This window comes from Shewanella waksmanii ATCC BAA-643, assembly GCF_000518805.1.
In the GTDB taxonomy this organism is placed as follows: domain Bacteria; phylum Pseudomonadota; class Gammaproteobacteria; order Enterobacterales; family Shewanellaceae; genus Shewanella; species Shewanella waksmanii.
The window spans coordinates 300,073-323,945 of the sequence record NZ_JAEH01000001.1; the positions used below are offsets into that span (position 1 = coordinate 300,073).

Here is a 23,873-nt window from a genome sequence, read left to right on the forward strand (position 1 = left end):
AGACGAGCTGAGTTGATTAGTACAACCAGCATGGCCCTTGAACTGTTCGCTTACAAGCACGAAAGTCAGTATGGCAAGCAGATGGATAAGCACCACTTTCTAAACAGTTATTAAATGCATTATTACACTGGGTACACGATGCCGCATAGGCTGATGCCGCAGCACCTAGACCTAAACCTAACAACATAACTTTGAACATATTTTTAATTTTCATTTATATTCTCACTTATTATTTTTACTTTATAGAATTTAAATTGCTTGTTACTCAGCGTTACTATAACGCTGCGAACAATTAAATATCATCCAAAAATGATTACAACCCCCCAAAGGTATATAGTACCCAATCATTCACAGACTCATTAATATAGTAAAAAAGAACTATTGGCTGAATTAACAGGCTGATTTAAAGTGGCTAGATAATAATAGAAATATAAATGGAATTATAATGAGTAACATCAATACCGCAGTAAAACAGCGTCGTAGTGTAGCAATACTAAAGAGCATTACTTCATACGCACTATGCCTTGGTATAGGGCTTGCTTTGGGATATGGCGCCTTGCATGGCTATCAATGGCTGACAACGCCGGCGCCCGTAGTGGTCGGGGATTATTCACAACACTTTGAATACTCTGACAAGCCCGTGATTATGTATGGTACCGACTGGTGCCCGGTTTGCGCTAATACCCGAGACTATTTTGCCGCAAATAACGTTGCTTATACCGAATTTAATCCTGAAAAAGATCAACAAGCTAGCCAAAGATTTAATGATCTTGCCGCCAATGCTTATCCGGTCATTATCATCGGTGACAAACGAATTATCGGCTTGAATATTCCTGAAGTGGAACTGGCATTAAAAGAGCAATCACTACTTTAATGAAGCGGTGATTAGCCCTTAAGCAACACCTTGTTCAACAGCCGTAATGGCGGGCTTAGGCACATGATAGTGCACGGCATTGCGGCCATTTTCTTTGGCCTGATATAAGGCAGCATCAGCCAAAACAATTAGGTCTTCAATATGATTTGCGATGGTCGGCACCATCGCAGCGACCCCTATACTGGCGGTGACAAATTCGCTTGTGGTCGAGCCAGTATGCGAGATTTGCAACGCTTCGATTGCCTCAATGCAACGCTGAGCAGGAATCGTGTTATCACGAGTATGAGGTAGTAATAAGACAAACTCTTCGCCGCCATAGCGCGCAATGAAATCACTTTTACGATTAAGACTTTGTTCTACCACTTGAGCCACACGCTTTAAGCACTTGTCCCCTTCTAAATGGCCATAGGTATCGTTGAACGATTTAAAATGGTCAACATCGAGCATCATCAGCGTAATGCAACGCTTGGCTTTGATCGCTTCACTCCAAACCGCTTCATAACGCTGTTCAAAATGGCGGCGATTGGCCAGCCCCGTTAAACCGTCTGTTTGAGATAATAGTTCCAATTGACGCTTGGCTTTATAAAGATCTAAAGTACGCTGTTGCACCTCTTGTTCCACAATATCCGTTCGGCGTCGCATAGCAACATAATAGCCAGCGCCAAACAGAACAAACAAGCCGCCACATAGCCCAAGCACCAGTGGCAACGCACTGCGATGACTATCTACATATTCACTGCTAGGGCGCGCGATAATAGTCCAACGTCGCCCAGCAAAAGTCGATAGTTGGCGCTGGTATTCAAAAGACTCGGCACCATGGCCACCATGCTCATTGCCTAAGTGCAAAGTCAGTAATGTTTCTACTAGCGGGTCAGTATGATCTTTTAAGGTAAAATGAATCCCCTTCGTCGCGGTTCGTTGCACAGCTCGGTTGAACATCGCATCCACTTTCAGGCTGAGCACTGCAACGCCAAAGGTTTGTGCCCTGCGCTCAATGGCATTATTAGGTTCTCCACGATAGGCACTGATAAACACGTTAATGTCTAACGCACTGCTTTTGCCTATACCACTTGAGCTGGCAACTACGTTATCGACGTCAATGGCTTGCTCAATGGCACTGCGATAGGTATCGCGACTTAGCAAATCAAAACCAAGGATCTCATCATAATTTGTCAAAGAAGCCACGTAGGTAACTGGCAACTGAGTCAAACTATCAGTGCTGCCCCGCACTGCCCACTGCAGCGAATCGATATCTTGATGCCTTTGCAAATAGGGAGTGGCTATTTTGTCAAACTCTGCACGGGTGACGTCATCTGAGCTTTCAAATAATCCTTTTAATGCATACAACACTTCTATATTGAGCAACACTTCTCGCTCTAACGCCGCGGTTTTATCATCAACATCTTGCTGAAACTCAGCCGCGATCGCGCGAGTTTCTTTGTCATAAACTCGATCGACCATGACCGCGGTCACGGATAATCCGGCCAACATCCAAAAGATTAATAATACCCAACGCCAACGGCTCACGTCATGCTTCCCTAGCTAAATGTTATTTAAAGTAATTAGCACAAAATATCGACTAACAAGCCAACTTACCACAAATAAATTATGACTCGCCAGTATGTGTCAATTTGTATTACCTATGTTCATCCAAAAACCTGAGTAAAAGGCGATAATATGTTCGCTGTATACTGGTGACGGGTGATTAATACTTGCGTTCAATTACGACTATGTCATAGTAGAAAATATCGCCAGTTACCTAGAGTCTCGTTTATGCTTTTAGCCAAACCAGCCTTCACTGAACCAAGGCTAACTGATGCTTCTCAACAGGAAAAGCTTTGCCATATTAAAGGCGATAACCCGCTAATTTGGCCGCTACTTAGCTTACTACAAGCCAGTAACCAGAGCTGGAAGGTCCATCATTTAGCTGCCGAATTGCAAGCTAAAGGCCTAATGCAAGATTTAGATAATAATCCCGAAAAAGCCCTGTTCAAGCGCAACTTCCTACTAATGAACGCGCTGTTCAATCTGCAATCGATACTGCTGCCCAATAGCTATTTACATGTCAAAGCCATGGAGATCCAAATTTTTAGGATACTCCCGAGTAACCTTGACCAACAACTCAGTACTGATGATGCGCTGCGAGACTACTATTTAGATTGGGGCAACTATGATACCTGCCCTAATGTCATTCAAGAGATGTTAGCGTCTTTCTGGAGTCGCTATGAAGACTACATTGGCGCTAACCCCACCGACATGCATCATTGCCGCGCCTTAAGCGTGTTTGAGCTCAATGAAGAGGCAACCGATAAAGACATCAGTAAGCAGTGGCGCCGACTCGCCCTTAAGTGGCATCCAGACCGAGAAGGCGGCGATGCGATAAAATTTAAGCAAGTTTGTGAAGCATGGCAAACTTTGCGACGGAACTTATAAGAACCGTGCAAAAACTTGTTACAGGTCACATGCTAAACACTGCCATTTCAAGCTACTTCAGTCATACTTAAGCTTTCGCTATTATGCTAAATAGCATAGAGGTTTGCGTTAATGATAAGTTACATAAACTTAGACAGACCTTTCACATTTGAGGACAGCAGCTTGATTAAATATATCGCATTAGCTTTAACTTTGGCCGTGGCACCATTAAGCGGTTTTGCCGCGCAGTTTGTTGAAGGTAAGCACTTCACTACCGTCACTAATAAGGCACCCAGTGCCGAGCCTAAACTAACCGAATTTTTCTCTTTCTATTGCCACAACTGTTTCAATATGGAAACTCAGTTCCTTGGCGATATCAAAGCTAATCTCAATAAGTCAGTGACTTTTGATAGTAAACACGTTGACTTCATGAATAGCGACATTGGTACTGAAGTGATGCGCTCTCTTGCAGTCATTCAAGAAGCCGATCTTGGCGATAAAATGACTCACGCTATGTTCGTTGCAATTCAAGGCGAAGAAGGCGCACATGGTCACAGCCATGACCACGACCACAGCGCGCATGAGAAACCAGAAATCAACAACCGCGATGACATTAAAAAAGTCTTTGCAGAACATGGTTTCGACGTAAGCAAATATGACGCGATTGCCGATAGCAAAGCCGTCAACGACAAAATCGACCTATGGCGTGTACAACAACGTGAATTCCGCGTACAAAGCGTACCGGCATTTATCGTTAATGATAAATATGCCGTTAACATGGGCCAAATTCGTACACTGGGCGAATTGATCGACTTGATCAACTACCTTGCGGTAGAGCGCAAGTAACTTTAATGACTCCCTAAAAAAAGCGCCAAACTGGCGCTTTTTTTATATGCTTTGTAGGCTGCAGCTTGCGCCAATAAGTCTCGCCGAGCTAGTCGGCGAGCTTCATCAATGTCAATCGCCACCTTTGTATCAATGCCGGCCAACTTTGCGCAACACGCTGCCGAGCATCGGATGAAATGGCAAGACTTTGTGGTCGGCTTTCTCTGGCTTGCAACTGGTTAACAGTTTGCGATATCGCAGCAGCAAACGCCACTGGGGTCATCGCGGTAAAACGTGGCCAAGCCTGAACCAGATTTGCTGCCAGCAAATAATCTACCTGCTCAGGCAAACCATCGGCTAGGGATATCATCACAGGTTTTCCTGCTAGCAGCGATTCCATACACGTTAAACCAAACGGTTCCCATCTGGATGGGATTGCGACTATGTCGACCTGTTGCATGAACAGCGCAATGTCGTCAACTTTACCAATGAACTCAATATTGTCCGAATCTTCGGCCAATGCACGTAGCTGTGCATATTGCGGCCCTTCACCGGCAATTTTTAACTGTACTAGGGCAGGATCAAGCAAAGTGGCTGCTTGCACTAAAATATCAAAGCCTTTTTGTTGATTAAATCTGCCGTAAGCCCCAACAACTAATGGTTGTTCAAGCGGCTTAGGCGTAACGGCAAGAAGGTTTAATCGCTGACATCCTTGCCCCACAAAAATCAGTCTATCAGCGCTTATCAATTGCTGCTCTAGCATCCACAAGCGTTGTGAAACTGAGATACAAAGCACTCTATCGACACTGCGATACATCAACTTTAGCATCCAATAAAATCGCTTTGGTGTCTTAACATTATGTTCCACGAAGCCACGACTATAGTGATGCTCTTGCAGTGCGATACGTCCAGAAAAGCACAATCTAAGCAATAAAGTGAACCCGATACGGCTCCAATTAGCAGCGTAATGTAGGCAGATAATATCAGCTTGATGCTGCTTTATCGCACGCAGCGCTCGCCACCATTGCCGAGGAGAACGAAAACAGACACACAAGCTGGCAAAGTCATACTCTGTATTTAGCTCACTTTCCATTAAGCTTGCCAAGGCAACGTTCACCCCGCCCATGGCCAGGTCGTCCACTAAATGGAGTACTTTTGCTTGCTTGTTGCCCATATCGCCTTCCCCTAGCCCAACACATAGTATCTATCAGCAGAAAGTTCACATGAGGCCTCAGCCCCATTGACTATATGGCCAATGTAACATAGAAAAAGATTAACGTATTGAGCTAGGAAGAAGGAAAAGTAGCCACAAAGGCTATTTTTTAAAGCAGCTAAACTGAGTTAGTTTCGAATAAAGTCCAGCAGATGCAGCGCGGCAAAAATCACGTGTAATGCTAAGAAACCCATTAACCCTTTGGCGGCCATAATGTGGTAGTTGCGCCACATCAGCGCATCGGTCGTACCTTGCAATACAAACCACATTGCGCCAGTTATTCCCACCGCTACCATAATCAGCATACCAAGGCCTTCCACACAACTGAACAAGCCACGCCCGCCCGCTTGTGGTAGCCTGCCTTTGAAAAGGCCTTTGATGTCTTGAAGTAATTGTGAAAAATCCAGCGTTAGCCAAGGAAAATACTGACGCCACTTATTACCCATGACATTGGTTACTAAGAAGGTAACAGCAATAAAGCAGGCCAACAAACCCAGATAAACATGGGATATATCCCAAAAAGAGGCGTTTTTACGCAGCGCTCGCCCCATCATCAAGTAGCCACTTGTTGGCAATAAAAACAAACATAACACAATCAGTAATAGGTGCTGACGCTCCAGATACTGAGAGATAACCCGCTGAATGAGTGAACGGTTTGCAGCCATATTTATCCTTGATTATCGACAAGCCATTGGCGCTATTTACAGTGCCATTAATTGCTGTGCATAGCGATCAACTTTTTGCCAATCAGTATACTCAACATTAGTATTTGCATCGATAGGGCCCTTAGTGATCCACATGATAAATCGGATAATATTCCGATCCATCGCGTTATAACCTTGGTAATTCAAATTGCCACCGAACACTTCTAACAAATTTGGCCGCCAAGGTGTTTTAGCTAAAAACGCTTGCATATAGGGATTAGTTTCAGCCGTATTTTTTGCCGGCTTTCTCGCCACTAAGCTCACCGAGAAAAAGCTCGTCGCTTTCTGCTCAAGCACAGTTTGTTGTTCAGTGATGAAATCATACAAACCGGGTGTATGCTTACCGTGCCGAATGCTGGCCCCGAGTACCACCTTATCAAACTCATCCAATGCCGGAGCCTGTTCTAAAGTTGCCGTAGTCACTTGGTGACCCTGCTCAATAAGCTTTTCAGCTAAGTAATTGGTTACTTTCAGGGTCTGACCATGCACGCTGGAATAAATAATAATAAATTTGCTCACTCTCGCCTCTAAAAATAACTACAATTGATAAACTTATCATAATAGATAATTGCCAATATTTACTTGAATCAGATCACAAGCACTTTGGCTTATCTTGGCATTAATTTAATCTCTATCACATAACACTATCAATTAATTAAACAGAGTATTAATGCGCTATATTTTTGCCTAGTGATCGTATTATTTTAGCTACAGCAACATGCGCTAATATCTAACACTATAGCCTGGTATTTGTTATCGAGATATGCCTACCAACTAATTGATTTATCGTGTCCATGTACTCAGAAAATCGCTCGCCAGTGTCGGCTAAACCCAGCAGCAAAACCCTATGATGTCGTCGCTGTTTACTTAAAAGATATTGCCTGTGACTAGCAGCAAGTATCGCCCGGCTCATTGCACCTGACACGTCACACCAAGAGGCTGTATTTAGCAGCCGCGATGCAGCATTGATCGCTCAATTTGCCTGGCACGCTCAGTGCTAAGGCAAACAGAGTGCGGCGCTATTTCGCGAACTAACCATGAGAAAACAAAGGGGGAAGCACAAGTACTGTTACCAAAAAAGCCACCCTAGTACTGAGTGGCGAACCCATTTGGAGGTTGGGTGCACACCCTTAGGCAGATTAAGAGGTGTGCAAAGTAGTTGCGCTAAAATGGCATCCTGCCCAATCACTTCCTTGTTAATTCGACGAAATGACAACTGTCATCCCTTCGATCTATCGCCTGATGAGAGGCTGATTTTCACTTTGAATTTTAACTAATTAGCGCACCCACTACCGTTAAGTGGGTGCAACTTGGTGGAAAGGAATCTAATGACAATCTGCACACGTATCATTAGGGTCTTTTTCATCATGCACGATATGACATGTTCCGCAATCAAGTACACCATCATGTTGCTGATGAATTTCCCCCTCGATACTATCTAATCCCCCATGACAATCGATACAAGTTTGGTTTTCATAGGCCATATCTGCAGAAGGCTCTCCGTTCATATGACAAGCTTCACATCCAGCCATTTCCGTATGCGTATCTGCAATTGAATCTGCAAGCGCTGCACCTGAGAAACTGAGTAAAATGGATAGTCCTAAAACTTTTAGCATGGTTAACTCCTAAATAATGATTAAGCTACCGTCATCTGGCCGGTATAAAGAATGAAATTACGCAGCAGTAGTACACCAAATAAGCTGCAGCTTGCTGTGATAGCAACATAAGAGAATTTACGTTTGGCTGATGCTGTCATGAATAAGTTGAATGCCAATGGCATGGCTAAGCCAACCACCACCACTCCGCCCCAGAAGATCCAACCCCAGAAGCCTTCTCCAATTGCATTGAGAGCAGCTGCCTGACTTTGTCCACCGGTAAGTATTAGGCCAACAAAGAATGTAAATAGCAGGGCTAATTCAAGTAAAATTAACGGAATTTCAATGTTGTGAATGAAATGCACTTCTTTACCATCTGGGTTGCCTTTCATTAACACACCACCTAACAAGGTACCTGCGGCGCCTGAAGAAATACCTGAAATCAAGAACAACAGCGGTAGCACTGGGTTATTGAGCATCGGGAAGGTTGTTAGTGCTGATAGCAGGAAGCCTGTGTATGCACCTAAACCTAATGCTAATATCACCAACAAGCCGGTAATCGTCGCCTCCCACTTGGTGAAAGCATTCAGAACTTTATCAACCACTGGCCAGCGGTTATTGCACCATTTAAGGATTGGCTCTTTGAATAAACAGGCCAACCAGGCAAACAAAGCGACTTGATAAATCAGTAGCACGGCGACACCGATAGACATCACCGACGTTGGGTTATAGAAAACCAATATTTTCCAAAAATCGAAAGGCTTGGTTAAATCGATGACCAAAATACCTAGGCCTGCAAATACCGCAAGAGGGGCAATTAAACAAGCCGCCCTTACAAAACTAGACTTGTAGGCGTTCTTGCCTAACTTAAAGTGCTTTAGCAGTACCGCAAAGCAGATTGCCCCAGCAGAAATGCCTGCTAAAAATAGGTAAATAGCAATTGGCCAGTGCCAAACTAAACTGTCAAAGTGGAATGGGCTCATAATTTGATTTCTCCCTCTTGCGAAGCAATACGGAACACTTTAGGGCGAGTACCCAGTTCAGTCTTGCTGCGATAATTCGGTGTCGCTTTAAGTACTTCTACCACTTGTGAGTGTGGGTCTTTAAGGTCACCAAATGTCAGTGCTTTTGTAGGACAAGCTTCAACACAAGCAGGCTGCCGCCCCTCTTTCAAGCGAGTTTCTTTACAGAAATCACATTTGTCAGCAGCTTTAGTGACAGGGTTGATAAAACGAATCTGATATGGGCAAGCGGCAATGCAATACAAACAGCCCACACATTTCCATTCATCGACACTGACAATACCGGTGCTTGGGTCATGGTATGCGGCACCTGTGGGGCAAACATTCACACAAGGTTTGCCTTCACACTGCTGGCAAGACTTGCGGGTAAAACGATAGAATTGATTTGGGTATTCGCCAAACGGACCTTCACGCTCAATCTCTAAACGACTCACGCCATCAGGTACATCATTGGCTTCACGGCAAGCAACTGAACAAGCATCACAGCCTATGCATTTGTTTTCATCATGAATCAGTGCGTACTTACAGTTGGTCTCATTTTTATCTTTATGAGCATTAGACTTAGCGATACCAAGGCCCGATACGCAGGCTACGCCAAAGGCTGATGCACATGCCCCTTTTATAAATTGTCTTCTTTCTTTTTTCATTGTTATATCCTCCTAATTATTTGCTTTCATGACAGCTAACACATGACGCGATGCGTTTGCTTTCACTAATGCCAATAATTGGATCGACTTCTGGGTGAAGTTGGTGACAGCCAGCACAGTTGACTTTGTTCGAGTGAACATTGTGAGTCCAGTCTGCCTCGGACAACTCTTGTTGATCATGGCATGACATGCACGCTGCAGTTTGCTGCTCAACTGTAGCCGGAGAAGACTGGCTGAAGCCGATAAGATCTGACTCACCACGAGGATGTTTACCTTTATCGCCATGACAGTCTTGGCAAGTTTGTCCCAAGGCATCGTTTGCATGCAAACCGTACATATTGCCGTTCTTCTTATGGCACATAATGCATTGGCGATTTTGGTTCATTTTTAGTTCTGACGTTTCTGCTTTGACCATCGGCGAGCTGAAACTAAATACCACCAAAATGGAGGTCAGCAAAGGAAGGGCTATTTTAGAGATTTTGGACATAATGAGTCCTCACATTATTCAGTGATACAATTTATTCTTTTGAAGGATTTGAGTACTGAGGTGGACCCTCAGTACTCAATAACACTATGCAGCGAGAGAATTACGGATGAGGGATTCATCACATTGCTGGTTCTGTGCAAGGTGAATCACTTTAATTCCTACTTCTGCTAAGGAGTGGTCGATAAAGTCATTGTTTTCAGGTGAATTGTGCTGAGGATCAGTAATCACCAATTTAACGGCAGAGTTATCATCAACCACAACATAGTCAAGGTGACAGTGTCTTAAATGCTGGTGTGCATCCTCTGGTTTATCCGTTTTATCAATGTCGACTATGCTGTCCATTGAAGTGCCATATAGAATGTTATATTTCCCCTTGGCAACAGTGTTAACGATGTTGTTTAGATTATTGAAGAATCCAACCGGTTTGTTCGCAATTTTTTCTGGGTTTAATTTAATATTAACTCCCACATTCTCTACATTGCTTGTTTTGAAAAACTTTATACATGTCATAGTAAATATCACTAAAACAAAAGGTACAACAATAAGCAGTACAAAGTAGACAAAAGCATAGCTTAATATGACTGATGTGTTCATAAACGCCTCCAAACTTTCATTAATTATTAAGTTTATATTTAAAGCACATTCAGTATTTCCCCACTCGGCATTACAAACATTGATTTAAATCAATTAATGGATAGGGCGATAACTTTCATACCCAAATATATCGAATGAGGTTATTTATTAAAATTTACATTTTGAAAATTTTAAAATTAATTTTTTGAAATGCAATTTTAAAATATCTAAACCTTTTATTTTCACAGTGAAAGAACAGTTATGCAGAAAACAAAAAACCAAAATACACAATAAGCAATAGCAAACTTAAAATCCAACAAAATAATTACTTAATGGTTTTTAGGTTATTTTTAAGGTAAGTAAATACAGTAAACTCCATATAAAATACCAGTATTACCAGATTCAACTAATAACTATAAAAATTATGAATAACTTAATAAGCGACACAGCATGCATTTCTAAAAAGTAATTAAAATAAAACAACAAAAACAATTACAAATTATGTATTGTATTAATGTACCAACTTTGGAGGAATGCAGATGAGAGATATTAGCTTTAGCAACTTGGACTTATTAAGTATCAACATCCTAGTAAACCTCTACGAATACAAATCAGCAACATATGTATCAAATAAGCTGAATGTTCCAGCCCCCAAAATTAGCCGATGCCTTAAACATGCACGTGAAATTTTTGGCAACGAATTATTCATACGAAAAAAATATGGCTTAATTCCAAATGAGTTCGCAGGAAAGGTATACCCTATTGCCAAGCAAATTCTAGAGTGCTCGAATAACTTACAGCAACTCAATGGCGAGGTATTAGCAGAGCACGTTCATGACTTCGAAATTGTTGCCCCAGATCTTGTGTCGTTTCCTTTTCCGAAGATGTTGCTGACATCAATTAGGGATGCAGGAAAAGAAGTTAACTTTAATATCTCTCCTTGGAGTAAGTCATCACTTAAACATATTGTGTCCGGTGATATAGATATCGGTCTTTGTTGCTGTAAAACCGTAGCTAACTTAGAGACCATTGATGAGAATTTGGCTATTGTTCCACTAGAAAAGCTCAATAAACTGTTTTTAATTTGCGATGATGATCACCCCATCCTAAAGGAAGATATCACTCTGGAGTCCATTGCAAAGTATCCCTATGTCAATAGCAACATAGGGGATGCTGAACAAAGACTAAGTACCTTTCAGGAGTATTGCTGCATCAATAACATCCCACTGAATACCGAAATGGACCTTAACGGCGTATCCAGTTTGTTTGAATATTTAAGAAAGACTGATGCAGTTGCCCTACTGCCATACAGCTCTATTTACAATGTAATTAATTCCACTCCGGGCTTACATGCGTGTCAATTGGCAAAGGTTGAGTCAGAAAGGCTTTATATGGAGATAAAAGCGCCGACACTGTACATGATTTACAATAGAAACAATCATAAAATGAACTTTCACTGGCTGTCCGATAGACTGCAAGATCTAGTACATACCGCACTGCACTAGCGCTTTTAGAATCAATAGCAAAAAGCCATTAGATGACTAATGGCTTTTTGCTATTTAATAAAACGAAGTTCATTTATAGCGGTTTATTTCAAAGGACTGAGTACTATTTATGTTTCTGTATAACTGTTGGCATAGCTTCAAGTTTTCTTTCATAATTTCAGACAGTAATGCAGCAAACTCATTTTTCTGAGTTTCATGAAATTGTAAATAGTGGCTCGGGTGACGCAAGTTCTCTATGTGCTTAAAGTGTTCTTTATAGAATTGAGTCATATCAATCAGCTCAATATCGTCGCGCTGCTTGCTTAGCTCATAAGGAAAAACCGAAGGCGCCCAGCATAAGTCATCAGAGTTAATTACCCTCTCAAACGCAACCAGTAGGCTCGATGTGATCAAGCTAATATCGACTTTCTTGTTGATAGTTTCACCACAGCGGTCAACCAATTCTGTTAGCTCAGAAAGTGGTCCGTTGTTAATGAATACTAGTCTATGTTCAAGAATCGCCTCTAAGGTGATCTCCTGTTGCAAAATCGGATGACCTTTACGTACTGCCAAGAACCAGAACTCTACGTCTCCAAGTTTATTATTGATGATATGCTGGTTTTGCACCGGTCGAGCTGAAATACAAAAGTCTAACTTTCCCTGAACCATCAATTGTTCGACATTTTCGCCCCAGGGATGAATATCAACGGTATGACTCACGCCAAAGGCCTCACTCGCTTGTTCAATCGACTGTAAGATAAAAGTCGACATTTGCTCCGGTGCGCCAATATGCAACAGCCGGTGATATTCAGGCTTCGCATGAGCAACAATAGCCATTTGGTCATAGGAAGCCACAATCTTTTTGGCCAAAGGATACAGGCGTTCAGCCATAGCATTAGGTTGCAATCCGTACTGCTGCCGAATAAATAACTCATTATGGATCACTTCACGCATCGTGCTGAGTGCACGGCTTACCTTAGGCTGAGTACTATTAAGCTTTTCTGCTACAACACTGCCATTTTTAAATTCAAATAAGCCGATGAGCACCTTTAAAGTAAAGTAATCTAACCTTGATAGTTGTTTTAACATGAGTTTTTGACCAAATGAATTAAGTTACTTCGATTGTGAGAACTTATCACAACAACTGCTGTCTTAACCTAGTTTAACTCACATATTACCCCTAAAGAGGTATTTTTGTGATCAAGATATGATCCAATTTTGATGACTTGCAATAAGCGAGTTACCACATTTGAGAAGGCCAAGTTTGACTTGTTAACCCACTGTAAAGCAGAACAATTAAATACTGCGAAGAGGTGAAAACTTGTGATGTCGCGATATTTTGGTTGCAGCGATCGCAGTTGTTCACGCTTGGGATCAGCGTAAGGTAAGCATTAGGTGCTATAGGTAGCGCACACTAAGAAGCATAGAGCTGGCTATACGCCAGCTCTAAGTGAATCATAATGACATAACAAACGCGATAACCTGAGCTCGCTCAGCGGCGCTAAGCGCCATAAACTTATCGGTACTATCTTGTGACTCGCCGCCATGCCATAAAATAGCTTCTTCAATGGTCGCGGCACGGCCATCATGCAAGAACCCCGCTTGAGGATTAACGGTTTGGGTCAAGCCTATTCCCCAAAGCGGTCGAGTACGCCACTCTGTACCATCCGCGAGAAAGTCTGGGCGATTGTCCGCTAAGCCTTCTCCCATGTCATGTAGCAACATATCGGTAAATGGGTAAATGGTTTGCCCTTTATGACCTTCAGTCATCGCATTGCCACCAATTGTCCCCTCTGTCTTAGTGACAAATTTAGGCTGGTGACAGCCGCTACAGTTAATCTCAGCAAACAGTCGTGCCCCTTCACGTACATCTGCATCTTGCACATTACGGCGAGCTGGAACAGCTAAGGTTTCGGCATAAAACACCACTGCGTCACTGAACGCGGCATCCGCTTCAGGTGCGCCGTTTTCATCTTCACCAGTATCGACAAAACCGGTACGTGTCAGATAACTATCGTGCAAAGCAGTGCCCGCAACACTTTCTTGTGGGAACAATGGATTAGTAATGCCTATATCGCCACGCAGCGCGCCTAGCGACTGTACTCTGACACTGGGTGTATTGGCCTTCCAACCAAACCGTCCCAGCGATACCGGGTTAGGATCACCGGCCTGCGCCTTTACCGCATCAAACACGTAGTTCGCGCGTCCAGAAATGCCATCTTGGTTGCTATCATTTTCATCAACCAGTGCCAAAATGTCCGCTTCAGGAATCGCTTCTAGCAAACCTAAGCCAAATACTGGCATGCCATTACGCCAACCCATCAACACATCATCTTGTAACAAGTTGGAGGTTACATTGCTGCTTTGCTTCGTTTCCCCCGGCGCATCGTAAGGGTTTTCAACTTCGAATAAAGGCTTTTTCAAGGTGACAGTGTGGCCATCAAGGTAAGTAACTTGGCTGGTCTCATAAGACAGATAAACATCGGCTTGACCGCCAAACAGATTCGTTTCCCAATCAGGCCGAGCTTTTAACACACCGCGATGAAATAGCTGGCCACCAAAATCTGGTACAGGGATCGGCGCACAGTAATTGTTAGCTGCCGTGCCTTGGGTACAGGGCTGATCTCGCGCAAGGCTTATGCGCAAGAAGATACCAGCCTCAGACCCCAATTTAACGCGTGTTTCGCCGCTGGCAACAATCGGTGTAGAGTTACGGCCATCGCGCTGATGACAAGAGTTGCAGTCGGCATTATTAAATACTGGACCTAACCCATCTAAATCAGGGTGTTCTACATTGGGCGCTGTGGTGAATGCAGTTTCAAAACCTAAGTCACCGTCTAAATGCAACTCAAGTTCAGCTTCGCTAAGGTTAGGTGCCGGGGTTGAAAAACCATGCCCCGACTCTGACGCATCGAACGTGGTGGTGTCACCGCCTAAAGCAGTCACATCAGTATAATCTGGGTAAGTCACTTCGGGCTCAGGAATGACAGGGTCGACAACCTCATCACCTGATCCTCCGCAGCCACTAAGGGTAAATAGAATAGCTAAAGAAATACTTGATAGTTTTATCAAGCTATTATTGATTGATTTCATGCGCTGCACACTCTATATAGCTCTTAAGCATTTACTGATAAACCATGTAAAAATCATGGATATACAATCAAAAAAAGGGAGCCTAAGCTCCCTTAACTTTTGTGGTTAAACATTCCAATCTTGCAATAGTGGTAACACATCAGACTCTAAGGTGGTTTGCAGCGTGGTCAAGGCATCAACCGCTGTTTGCACTCGTTCTCTACCTGCTTCATCGAGAATAGCTTGTCTAAATGGCATGTCACTGGTGCCCGCTATCGCTTGAATTTTAATGATGGCATCATCAATCTCGCTGCCAACGCGTGCGGCTAAGGTGGCATCTGCCGCTGCAACAAAATCGACAATTCCCTGTTTATCTGCTTGGCCTGTTAGCTCGCCTTGATAAACATTACGCACGCCAATAATATTGTCGCTAAAATCAGTCAATGAGTTCCAAGAGTACTGTGACTCTACCTTAGAAGTGTCTGCATCATTAATGGTGGCACCAAATGGGTCAGCAATTTTGCCATTACCCACCTCATCGACAATGCCAATCATGCCATTGATAAGCTCTTCAATCACTCCAACCTGCGATGCATAAAATGTATTACCATCAGCGCCAGGATTTTTCACTAAGTTGGCATAAGCATCGCCACTTTGACCGTCATGGCTAAGTTGCCAGGCATCATCAAGGGTTTTGGTATAGTCGCGAAAAACTTCGGCTAGCCCCATTAGATAGTCACGCTCTGTTGCCGTTAGATCGGCAATATCTTTCTCATTGTCCGCAACACCATCGCCAAACAATAGGTATTCCATAGTGTGGAAACCTTGCACATCATCATTCCAACCTTTAATAGTGTCAGCATCGAAGCCTGAGTTAGTCGCCAGCACAGTGGTTAAGTCGGTGGTATTGAGTGGCCAGCTATCTAGATGTGGGTCAATACCTAACGAGTCAACTGGGCCAAAAATATGTGATTCACCCTGCTCCCATGGTTGGCGCGCCGCCTTCCATGCTTCTTGAGCAGCAATAAGGTTTGCTTGAGTGGGGGTGGCAACCAGTGTTTGTGTTGCCGCAAGCATCGCTTCACCTTGTGCCGCTAATGCAGCGTAACCAGCAACAATGACATCATCGGTCAAATTAGTAATAAGTTCATCGGCACTGTAAGTGAAGCCCGTTTCAGGGACCACTGGATCGGGTGTGCTACTGTCACTGCCTGAGCCACCGCAAGCTGCAAGTGTGGTAATCAAAGCCAATGCCACAGCTGAATATTTAATGTTTTTCATGTTAAAGCTCCAAAATTTTAATAAGTTTCAATGCCTATTAGGCGGAATATTTACAAAGAGAATTGATAACCGACGCCTAAAGCGAAGAAGTTGGTATCGGGAATGGCAGCAACGGCGACTTGTTGGCGGCCGCCCTCAGCCTTGATGACAATTTCAGGGATAGGTGAATAGTTAACCCCGACACTCGTCCAAGTGTTTTCGTAGCGTTTGGTCGCCGTACCGGTTTCCACCTCTTTCAGCGGATTTGAATAGTCGATATTGGCAAAAACAGTCAATGGAATAGAGGTGAAATAACTTAAGTCGACACCAGCTTCAACAAAAAAAGCTTCAGACTCTGAGCCCAGCTGAGCAAAGTTGCCAGGCTTTAATCCTGGGGTGGTTTTATTGGCTTGGGTAATCGCATCGGCATCACTTAAGGTGCCGTATAAGTATTGGCCTCGCAGTATCCAAGGACCTTGAACATATGCACCCGACAACGCCAAAATAGACACGGTACCATCGCCAGTTACCTTGTTGCTCTTATGGCGATTGCCAGTGGTATTGCCATAATAGTAAGCGACACCGGCTGCAAAACCGGGTTGCTTAAAGCTGCCGTAATCTAACCGCAATGCATAGGCGAGATCGTCAGCGTTGACATGTTCAAAACGTTTTTGATGACCAGAGGCTACCCAGTCATAGGTGCGAAAATACTCAGAATTGAGCCCACTGACGACTTGCGCTTGATAGTGAAAATTTGCCACTTCACCAAAAATACCGACACCGGTTTCATTCCATACCGCTGGCATCATTGCGGTTTCACTACGATGACGCAGCACTGTCAGGTATTGATTAGGCTTGTGAAGGATACTCGTCAATCCGATGGGTAGATGGATATTACCGAACTTGACGCCAAACGCCTCATTAGGTCGATACCTAATTTGGGCTTTCTCAATCATCACTTCACCGCCAGCTTCTACCTCTGACTCGAACTCACCAAACTCATCAAAGCCATCATACTCTAGCGCTGCGCCCGTGCCGCCGTGTTCATATTCAATTTCAACTTCCATATCCCACTGGTCATTAAATTGATAGCCAAACTCGGTAACGATACGCTCTAAATCGAACCTTCCACGACGCTCTGGTGTGGTGTCTTGGACATTCTCGTAATATTCGTCGCTGGTATAGTTAACTGAACCGTACGACTTGAAGGTAAATTTACTCCATGGGCTTTCACTGACTTTTTCATCAACAATCGCTGCAACCTGCTGTCGCTGCTCAACAGCGCGTTGCTCTTGCTGTTTTGCCTGCTGCTTTTGTTGTGCCGCAAGTTCAGCCAAGTCCTGTTTTAACTTTGCCAGTTCTGCTTCCTGCTTAGCTATCGCTTTTTCCAGCGCTGCTGGATCGGCTGCTTGAACAGCATTTATGGAACACACGCTTGCTATACAAATTCCTAACAAGGTCAATCTTGTTTTCATATCATTCTCCGCTGTAGAACAGCTCCCCCTGAAAAATCCCCCACAAAATATACGGAATGAGAACAATTTGCATTAATATTTACAATACAATTTACAATGCAATTACATTTGCAACTGCTAATATTGTTTCTCGCTAGTAATTCCAACTTTAATAATTAGTAAATACAATAATTTAGGGAATAAATTTAGGTCGAGCGAATTGTACAAGTTACATTGCATAGCAATCTTGGCAGATCGGCTAAACAGCGCTCAGTGCACAGCGTTGAGCGTCATCGTGACCATACACCCTCGCTGAATCGAAAATAGCCTTGGGGATAAAGTTGGATTTCGGATAGACTGAGCTCTGGTGCCGACGATGGAATGAACCAATGCAAAGAACGCCGCAAAGCTTATTGTTATGGATGACATTTATTATGTCGTTGGTCTTTTCCGTATGGCAGGTATTGCTCAACAACTTTGTTATTGAACGTGCAGCGTTTACCGGCGCTGAGATAGGTATATTACAAAGCTTGCGCGAAGTACCAGGCTTTCTCGCCTTTACCGCAATTTTCGTATTACTGGTGCTAAAAGAGCAGAGCTTTGCATTAATTTCTTTGGCCGTATTGTCCATTGGTGTCGCGATAAGTGGTTTTTTCCCGTCAGCAATGGGCTTATATCTCACCACTATATTAATGTCTGTGGGCTTCCACTATTTTGAAACTATCAACCAATCATTAACCTTACAATGGGTAGATAAGCAAGACACGGCAGGCTTTTTGGGTAAAGCCATGGCATGGAAAGCTGCTGCCGCATTAACAGGCTATGCCAGTATTTGGTTAATTATGACCTGGCTTAAGTTTGACTATGTGTATATGTATGCCTTTATTGGCTTACTTGGGCTATTTATGGTGGCAGTGCTAACGGTATATTTTCCCAAGTTTCCAGAAGGTGAGCCGCAGCATAAGAAAATCATCTTACGTAAAAAATATTGGCTGTATTATCTACTGACCTTCTTCTCTGGTGCTAGACGACAAATATTCATGGTGTTTGCGGGCTTCATGATGGTAGAGAAGCTTGGCTATAGCGTTAGCCAGATCACTGCCCTGTTTTTGATTAACTATGTCGTCAACTTGCTCTTTGCCCCCGCATTAGGGCGCTTTATTGGCCGAATCGGCGAACGCCGGGCATTAACAATCGAATATATCGGCCTAATCATTGTATTTGTAAGCTACGCTTTTGTGACCCACCCCTATATTGCAGCAGGATTGTACGTCATCGATCACTTGCTATTTGCCATGGCGATCGCCATCAAAACCTACTTCCAAAAGATTGCTGATAAACAAGATATTGCCGCAACCATGTCGGTGAGTTTTACCATTAATCATATTGCTGCGGTGGTGATTCCTGCCCTGCTAGGCCTACTATGGCTGTATTCACCGAAAATGGTGTTTTTTATCGGTGCTGGGCTGGCACTGTGTTCCCTCATTTTGGCGCGCAATATCCCTTTAATGCCAACTCAAAACCACCGTGTCTGCTGGCCATTAACCCCAACCAAGGCCCACTCAAATGCTCAATGAAACTAAATAGCACTGTTCAATAGCTGTGGTTAACACTATTATTTTATCTTATTAGCAAAGCAAAAGACGGAACCAATAGACATCATGGCTGACACTCCCTCAGAGCCCAAAAGCGAGCAAACCTCCGATGTATCGGCACGTAAAAAAGCACTACTGTTGGGAAGACGGTTAGGTTTAACGAGCGAAGAAGGCTATCGTGCATCTCAAGCCTCTATTGCCGAGCGAGCTGAGCACCGTCAGCGTAAACTTGATAGCCAATACCAGGCCAATTTAGAAGCGGTCTACACCATTGCGTTAGCAAATACGCCATCTGAGGTCACTGGAACCGATTTAGATCCAGATTGGGTTCACCAATTCTTTCAACTGGCAGAGCAAATCCACAATCGTAAAATGCAGGAGCTGTGGGGGCGCATTCTCGCCTATGAAATTACCTCGCCCGGCAACTTTAGCTTAAGAACATTAGCCACGCTAAAGCAGCTCACCCATAAAGAGGCGCAGTTTTTTGAAAAAGCCTTGGCGATGGCAGTAAAAATTAATAACGAGTCCCGGCATAAACTGATTATTGGTTATCGCTATGCTGGTGGTATAGGTAAGCTGTTTCGCAAAACCGATGCTATCAGTATCGGCCTGTCTCAATTTGGCTTACCTTACTCAACAATTTTAACGCTAATTGATTCGGGCATACTGCACCGAAGTGAATTTGAGACTGGCTTACTCAACAGCAAAACCCCAATCAGTTTTACTTTGCAAGATATAAAGATGACATTGACACCTAAGGGCGGCCACCTGCTATTTAGCTATTATCGTCTTACCCCAGTGGGAGAAGAACTAGCCCAATTGGTGCGCCCTGGGGCAGATATCGAATATACAAAAGCAATAAAGGCCTTGTTTGCTAAAGACTTTATTATTGATTGAGCCGAATGGCAATTTGCTCATCAATCGCGTTAGTTGCGCCTTTGGGCTGAAACCAGTTTAGTGTGTCAGCCAAGGCTACCACTTCGCCAATTATCATTAACGCTGGCATTTGCAGCTGCGGATCGGCGGCAAGCTTATCAAGCTGACCTAATGTTCCAATAAATCTTTGCTGTGCTTGTGTCGTCGCTTTAGAGACTATGGCCACCGGCGTATCTGCTGAACGCCCCGCACCAATCAAACCTTGCTTTATCAAACTGGCATTGAGAATGCCCATGTAGATCACTAATGTATGATTAGCTTTAGCATAGCTGGGCCAATCCATCGGACGGCTTTCAAGCTTGCAATGACCAGTTAAAAAGGTCACACCTTGAGAATAATCTCTATGGGTTAATGGAATACCCGCATAGGCAGAGGTGCCGCTAGCCGCAGTGATCCCAGGGACGACTTCAAATTCCACTCCGGCATCAACTAAGGAATCAAGCTCTTCGCCACCACGGCCAAAAATAAACGGATCGCCACCTTTTAAGCGCACCACATTCTTGCGAGTATATGCTTTGGTGACCAACAATTGATTGATCTCTTCTTGCGCTGCGCTGTGTTTACCCGCACGTTTTCCCACGGCAATTCGCTCCGCATCACTGGGAACCAACGCCATAATATCGTCGCTCACAAGCGCGTCATAAAGTACAACATCAGCCTGCAAAAGCACACGATACGCTTTAATGGTTAGCAGCTCCACATCGCCAGGACCTGCGCCAACTAGCCAGACTTTTCCGGCAGCTTGCTGCCCAGGTAACGCAATGAGTTCCATAATCAATTCCAGACGAAATAACTTCAGGCTAATATAGCGATATTCTTATAATTAAAAAAATAGATAAAAGTTAAAATTTATTCCTTTTTGTTATTAGTGAGGCAATACTCTCGCTACCAAAGTCGTAGCGGGCCTATGGTTTGAATATGTTGGCTGAAATGTCTGTTCGTAAGCAGCTATATAAGTGACTGATTTTTATCTGTCATCGTATTGGCAAATTGCTGTAATTTGAAGGATACTCAGATAAGCGAGTAACTAGCACGATATCTAGTTAACTCACTGATAAAACACAATGGATAATTAGCTGGCTTTAGATGAGTCGTCACCGACATAAGGACTTTGATGCAATTTGGCGCTAAGACAATCATCAACTTTTTTGGGCTAGCAATGCTGACCAGTGGCTGTGCACTGGGGTTAATTGCACTTAACAGTGATTGGCAAAATACCCATTTAAGCCCCTATCAGGCCAACAAAGATCTACAAGTCTTGCAGCAGCAGATTAGCCAACACTCGGCCATAGCAGCTATTGATCCCTCTCAGTTAAATCAAGTCATTAAAGCCAGTCAGCAGTTTCAGCAGATTTTGCCCTCCCGTGTCAGTGTCACGGAGTTTGTCCCTGAAGTGCAAAAAATATTGGCACAACTCGATGACATAAACGCCCATGTTAAAACTGATCGTTTCAGCAAGCAGCTGCCAATCCATATTCGGTATATTGATAACCAGTTTATCGCGCTGAACGATAAAGGCAGCCTGCAAATCAGCCAGTACCCATACCTTACTCACCTTGATGGTCTGCCGCTGAGTTATTGGTTAAGCGCCGCTGCCCGTTATTTGCCATCGGGACTGAGTCAAGATTACAACGCACTCCTGACCCAACTAAGCTATTTGCCGCAGTTACGCCAAGAGATTGGAGCTCGTCCTAGTGAGACTGTCACATTGACACTATCAGACGGGCAACAAAGCCACCAGCAAACGATTGCACTTATCGACAGTGATAGGCCGCCGCACCTGCCTTTTAGTGCCAATTGGGTGATAAAACCGCAGCCAAGCAATGTGTTTGAAATTGGTAATTTCAATCAATTTGATAACGATACCGCTTTCAAAGCCGTGGTTACGCAAAGTCTGCTTACGCCGCTTACCATTCTCGATCTACGCCGGGGGCACGGCACAAACAGCCTATTAACCCGCACCCTTGCAGGTTATTACGGTATGCAAAGCTACTCCGGCATTCAGCCTCCGGTGGCAATAGCCCGTTATCGCCTAAACAATCGACTGCGGGCCGATTACCTGCAAAGCCGCCAATTTGCGCTGTTTGATCAATTTTCTTCCTTTGAGCAACTTCATTTAACTACCGCAAGCCAGGCTGCCCACAGCAACAGTGACAGTAGTTTTGGTCAGTGGTTTGCCCGTAAAGCCCCTTTTAGTCAGATTAAGGTCAGCCCATTGCCGACCCATAATAAAGTCGGCAAACTGGCATTAATAATTGGCCCACAATGCCGTGGTGAGTGCCAATGGCTGGTTCATTTTGCCCAAAGTTGGCCTAACGTAACCTTAATTGGTACAGCAACCCGAGGCGATTTTGATTTAAAGCACCGATTTACTTTACCTAAGAGTAATATAGACGTTACGCTGACCAATAGTTTGGTCTATGACATGCACGGCCAGCTACTCACAGGGCGCGCAACTCAACCCGATATTGAATTGACTGTAGATGAAAATATCCATTGGCCTGGCCTATTGGATGTGATCAACAGCCATTCAAGCACCGCAGTGACACAATAACAGGATCAACAGATGAAAAAATTAACCATGATGCTAGTTGGCCTTTGCTACCTATGGCTACCTTTGAGCGCTCACGCAACGGATTTAAAGGTGGGCGACAAAGCCCCTGACTTTCGCTTACAAGCCACAGACGGTCATTTTTACCAGTTGCAGGACTATTTAGGGAAACAGACCTTAGTGTTGGCTTGGTATCCAATGGCCAATACCCGTGGTTGTACGTTGGAGTGCCGCTCACTGGTTAAAGATGGCCACCTAATTCGGCAGTACAATGCGGTATATATGATGGCTAGTGTTGATGACTTAGAAGATAACCAAGCCTTTGCTGAGCAAGAAAAAGCCGACTTCCCTATGCTCAGCGATCCGAGCAAAACGACCGCTAAAGCTTTCGATGTGCTCAACTTAGTCAGAGTTGCTAGCCGAGTTACTTTCTACATAGGTAAAGATGGCACCATTTTAAAAATTGATGATGACATCAATCCAGAAACTGCAGCGCAAGATATTGCCGCCACGCTCGCTGAGCTTAACATCGACAAGGCAAGCTAACCGATAAGTAAACCAGCCAAGCGGTTGTCCCCCCCCCATAGCCAGAATGGTTGTCTTCGCGACCATTCTGGCTTTGTTTTACCGATGAAGTATCAGTCCCTAGCTGCTAATGCGTTCACAATGAGCTTTTGCTCAGGTTTAGCTACTATGCATCCAATCCTTCAAACGCTAAATCAAAAGCTTTGGCCATATCTTGAGTTTTTGGCCGACAGGTTTTCTGCTCTGCCCAGCGTTTATCGGTAGCCCGTATTGTCGCAGGATGAATAAACTCAACCGGCTGCGCCAGACAAGCTAATATCACTCCTTCAAGAATAAAAGTACCCGCCCCACCCGCACCTTGGCCAGTGGTAGCGCGGCGATTCACAATTAAAGCATTACTTCCAACGCTGCTAAGATATGCCTGCAGCGCATTAATGAACTCAGCAATATCTTGCTGAGTAGGATTTTTAGCAATGACAATCTTATTAACCTGACTTGCGACTAGATGACACTGCCCTCGTGTGCCAGACAAACTAACCAATCTCGCTTCGTTGGCCTTAAGTAGTACCCCAGTTGTAATCATTATCTCTCCAAATAAAAAAGCCCTACCTCATATTCTTAATATGAATTAGGGCTTTGAAAAC

General features: G+C 43.9%; 24 protein-coding genes. 8 read left to right on the top strand and 16 right to left on the bottom strand.

All coding sequences use genetic code 11. The features are described 5' to 3' along the window. Positions 1 to 16 precede the first annotated feature (16 nt). Entirely contained in the window at positions 17 to 214 is a 198-nt protein-coding gene (locus tag L865_RS0101385) for a hypothetical protein (protein ID WP_028771584.1), read from the bottom strand. Positions 215 to 445: 231 nt separating this feature from the next. Between L865_RS0101385 and L865_RS24460 the strand changes: the two genes are divergently transcribed. After that, positions 446 to 874, top strand: coding sequence for a glutaredoxin family protein (locus L865_RS24460; protein ID WP_051484376.1), 429 nt, complete (start codon positions 446 to 448; stop codon positions 872 to 874). Positions 875 to 892: 18 nt separating this feature from the next. Here L865_RS24460 and L865_RS0101395 read toward each other — a convergent pair whose 3' ends face one another. Beyond that, complete coding sequence (locus tag L865_RS0101395) at positions 893 to 2,401, bottom strand: diguanylate cyclase domain-containing protein (RefSeq protein ID WP_028771585.1); 1,509 nt, start codon at positions 2,399 to 2,401, stop codon at positions 893 to 895. A 246-nt stretch (positions 2,402 to 2,647) separates the two neighbouring features. Here L865_RS0101395 and L865_RS0101400 point away from each other — a divergent pair, with 246 nt between their 5' ends. Both L865_RS0101400 and L865_RS0101405 read left to right on the top strand, forming a co-directional pair. Further along, positions 2,648 to 3,307: a DNA-J related domain-containing protein gene (locus tag L865_RS0101400; protein ID WP_028771586.1), complete on the top strand. Its 660-nt coding sequence runs from the start codon at positions 2,648 to 2,650 to the stop codon at positions 3,305 to 3,307. Between the two features lie 162 nt (positions 3,308 to 3,469). Beyond that, entirely contained in the window at positions 3,470 to 4,132 is a 663-nt protein-coding gene (locus tag L865_RS0101405; protein ID WP_028771587.1) for a thiol:disulfide interchange protein DsbA/DsbL, read from the top strand. A gap of 88 nt (positions 4,133 to 4,220) precedes the next feature. On the opposite strand, the gene L865_RS22845 is transcribed toward L865_RS0101405, so the two are convergent. The 8 genes from L865_RS22845 to L865_RS0101445 all read right to left on the bottom strand — a co-directional run bounded on the left by L865_RS22845 (position 4,221) and on the right by L865_RS0101445 (position 10,373). Further along, positions 4,221 to 5,285, bottom strand: coding sequence for a glycosyltransferase family 4 protein (locus L865_RS22845; RefSeq protein WP_051484377.1), 1,065 nt, complete (start codon positions 5,283 to 5,285; stop codon positions 4,221 to 4,223). Between the two features lie 167 nt (positions 5,286 to 5,452). After that, positions 5,453 to 5,989 carry a cytochrome b/b6 domain-containing protein gene (locus L865_RS0101415; RefSeq protein WP_028771588.1) on the bottom strand — a complete coding sequence of 179 codons (537 nt, stop codon included), beginning with the start codon at positions 5,987 to 5,989 and terminating at the stop codon, positions 5,453 to 5,455. Positions 5,990 to 6,025: 36 nt separating this feature from the next. Further along, positions 6,026 to 6,547, bottom strand: coding sequence for a menaquinone-dependent protoporphyrinogen IX dehydrogenase (gene hemG / locus L865_RS0101420; RefSeq protein WP_028771589.1), 522 nt, complete (start codon positions 6,545 to 6,547; stop codon positions 6,026 to 6,028). Between the two features lie 806 nt (positions 6,548 to 7,353). Next, positions 7,354 to 7,644: a cytochrome c3 family protein gene (locus L865_RS0101425; RefSeq protein WP_028771590.1), complete on the bottom strand. Its 291-nt coding sequence runs from the start codon at positions 7,642 to 7,644 to the stop codon at positions 7,354 to 7,356. A 20-nt stretch (positions 7,645 to 7,664) separates the two neighbouring features. Then, positions 7,665 to 8,606 (bottom strand): cytochrome c nitrite reductase subunit NrfD, encoded by a 942-nt coding sequence (nrfD, locus tag L865_RS0101430; protein WP_028771591.1) that lies wholly within the window; start codon positions 8,604 to 8,606, stop codon positions 7,665 to 7,667. Beyond that, positions 8,603 to 9,292: a 4Fe-4S dicluster domain-containing protein gene (locus tag L865_RS0101435; protein ID WP_028771592.1), complete on the bottom strand. Its 690-nt coding sequence runs from the start codon at positions 9,290 to 9,292 to the stop codon at positions 8,603 to 8,605. The genes nrfD and L865_RS0101435 overlap by 4 nt, the downstream gene beginning before the upstream one ends. A 16-nt stretch (positions 9,293 to 9,308) precedes the next feature. Beyond that, on the bottom strand, positions 9,309 to 9,779 hold the full coding sequence (locus tag L865_RS0101440) for a nitrite reductase (RefSeq protein ID WP_028771593.1): 471 nt from the start codon (positions 9,777 to 9,779) through the stop codon (positions 9,309 to 9,311). Positions 9,780 to 9,863: 84 nt separating this feature from the next. After that, positions 9,864 to 10,373 carry a DUF2726 domain-containing protein gene (locus L865_RS0101445; RefSeq protein WP_028771594.1) on the bottom strand — a complete coding sequence of 170 codons (510 nt, stop codon included), beginning with the start codon at positions 10,371 to 10,373 and terminating at the stop codon, positions 9,864 to 9,866. Between the two features lie 518 nt (positions 10,374 to 10,891). Here L865_RS0101445 and L865_RS0101450 point away from each other — a divergent pair. Further along, complete coding sequence (locus L865_RS0101450; protein WP_028771595.1) at positions 10,892 to 11,857, top strand: LysR family transcriptional regulator; 966 nt, start codon at positions 10,892 to 10,894, stop codon at positions 11,855 to 11,857. A 69-nt stretch (positions 11,858 to 11,926) separates the two neighbouring features. Here L865_RS0101450 and L865_RS22850 read toward each other — a convergent pair whose 3' ends face one another. The 4 genes from L865_RS22850 to L865_RS0101470 form a co-directional block, all read right to left on the bottom strand. Beyond that, positions 11,927 to 12,925 carry a LysR family transcriptional regulator gene (locus L865_RS22850; protein WP_051484378.1) on the bottom strand — a complete coding sequence of 333 codons (999 nt, stop codon included), beginning with the start codon at positions 12,923 to 12,925 and terminating at the stop codon, positions 11,927 to 11,929. 366 nt (positions 12,926 to 13,291) lie between these two features. Next, positions 13,292 to 14,929 carry a di-heme oxidoredictase family protein gene (locus L865_RS0101460; protein ID WP_157577384.1) on the bottom strand — a complete coding sequence of 546 codons (1,638 nt, stop codon included), beginning with the start codon at positions 14,927 to 14,929 and terminating at the stop codon, positions 13,292 to 13,294. Positions 14,930 to 15,034: 105 nt separating this feature from the next. Beyond that, entirely contained in the window at positions 15,035 to 16,189 is a 1,155-nt protein-coding gene (locus tag L865_RS0101465; protein WP_028771597.1) for an imelysin family protein, read from the bottom strand. 50 nt (positions 16,190 to 16,239) lie between these two features. Next, positions 16,240 to 17,643, bottom strand: a complete 1,404-nt coding sequence (locus tag L865_RS0101470; protein ID WP_028771598.1) for a porin family protein — start codon at positions 17,641 to 17,643, stop codon at positions 16,240 to 16,242. Positions 17,644 to 18,011: 368 nt separating this feature from the next. Here L865_RS0101470 and L865_RS0101475 point away from each other — a divergent pair, with 368 nt between their 5' ends. Continuing rightward, the gene (locus L865_RS0101475) at positions 18,012 to 19,199 is read left to right on the top strand and encodes an MFS transporter (protein WP_028771599.1); all 1,188 of its coding nucleotides are present in this window, start codon (positions 18,012 to 18,014) and stop codon (positions 19,197 to 19,199) included. Positions 19,200 to 19,283: 84 nt separating this feature from the next. Then, the gene (locus L865_RS0101480) at positions 19,284 to 20,114 is read left to right on the top strand and encodes a TIGR03899 family protein (protein WP_028771600.1); all 831 of its coding nucleotides are present in this window, start codon (positions 19,284 to 19,286) and stop codon (positions 20,112 to 20,114) included. Here the strand turns inward: L865_RS0101480 and cobA are convergent. Then, a complete protein-coding gene (gene cobA, locus L865_RS0101485) occupies positions 20,104 to 20,925 on the bottom strand; it encodes a uroporphyrinogen-III C-methyltransferase (RefSeq protein WP_028771601.1) in 822 nt (273 codons plus the stop codon). The genes L865_RS0101480 and cobA overlap by 11 nt on opposite strands. 342 nt (positions 20,926 to 21,267) lie before the next feature. Between cobA and L865_RS0101490 the strand changes: the two genes are divergently transcribed. After that, entirely contained in the window at positions 21,268 to 22,707 is a 1,440-nt protein-coding gene (locus tag L865_RS0101490; RefSeq protein ID WP_028771602.1) for a S41 family peptidase, read from the top strand. Positions 22,708 to 22,719: 12 nt separating this feature from the next. Continuing rightward, positions 22,720 to 23,250 (top strand): peroxiredoxin family protein, encoded by a 531-nt coding sequence (locus L865_RS0101495; RefSeq protein ID WP_028771603.1) that lies wholly within the window; start codon positions 22,720 to 22,722, stop codon positions 23,248 to 23,250. A gap of 145 nt (positions 23,251 to 23,395) precedes the next feature. Here the strand turns inward: L865_RS0101495 and L865_RS0101500 are convergent, their stop codons facing one another. Next, on the bottom strand, positions 23,396 to 23,812 hold the full coding sequence (locus L865_RS0101500; protein ID WP_028771604.1) for a DUF3010 family protein: 417 nt from the start codon (positions 23,810 to 23,812) through the stop codon (positions 23,396 to 23,398). Positions 23,813 to 23,873 lie beyond the last annotated feature (61 nt).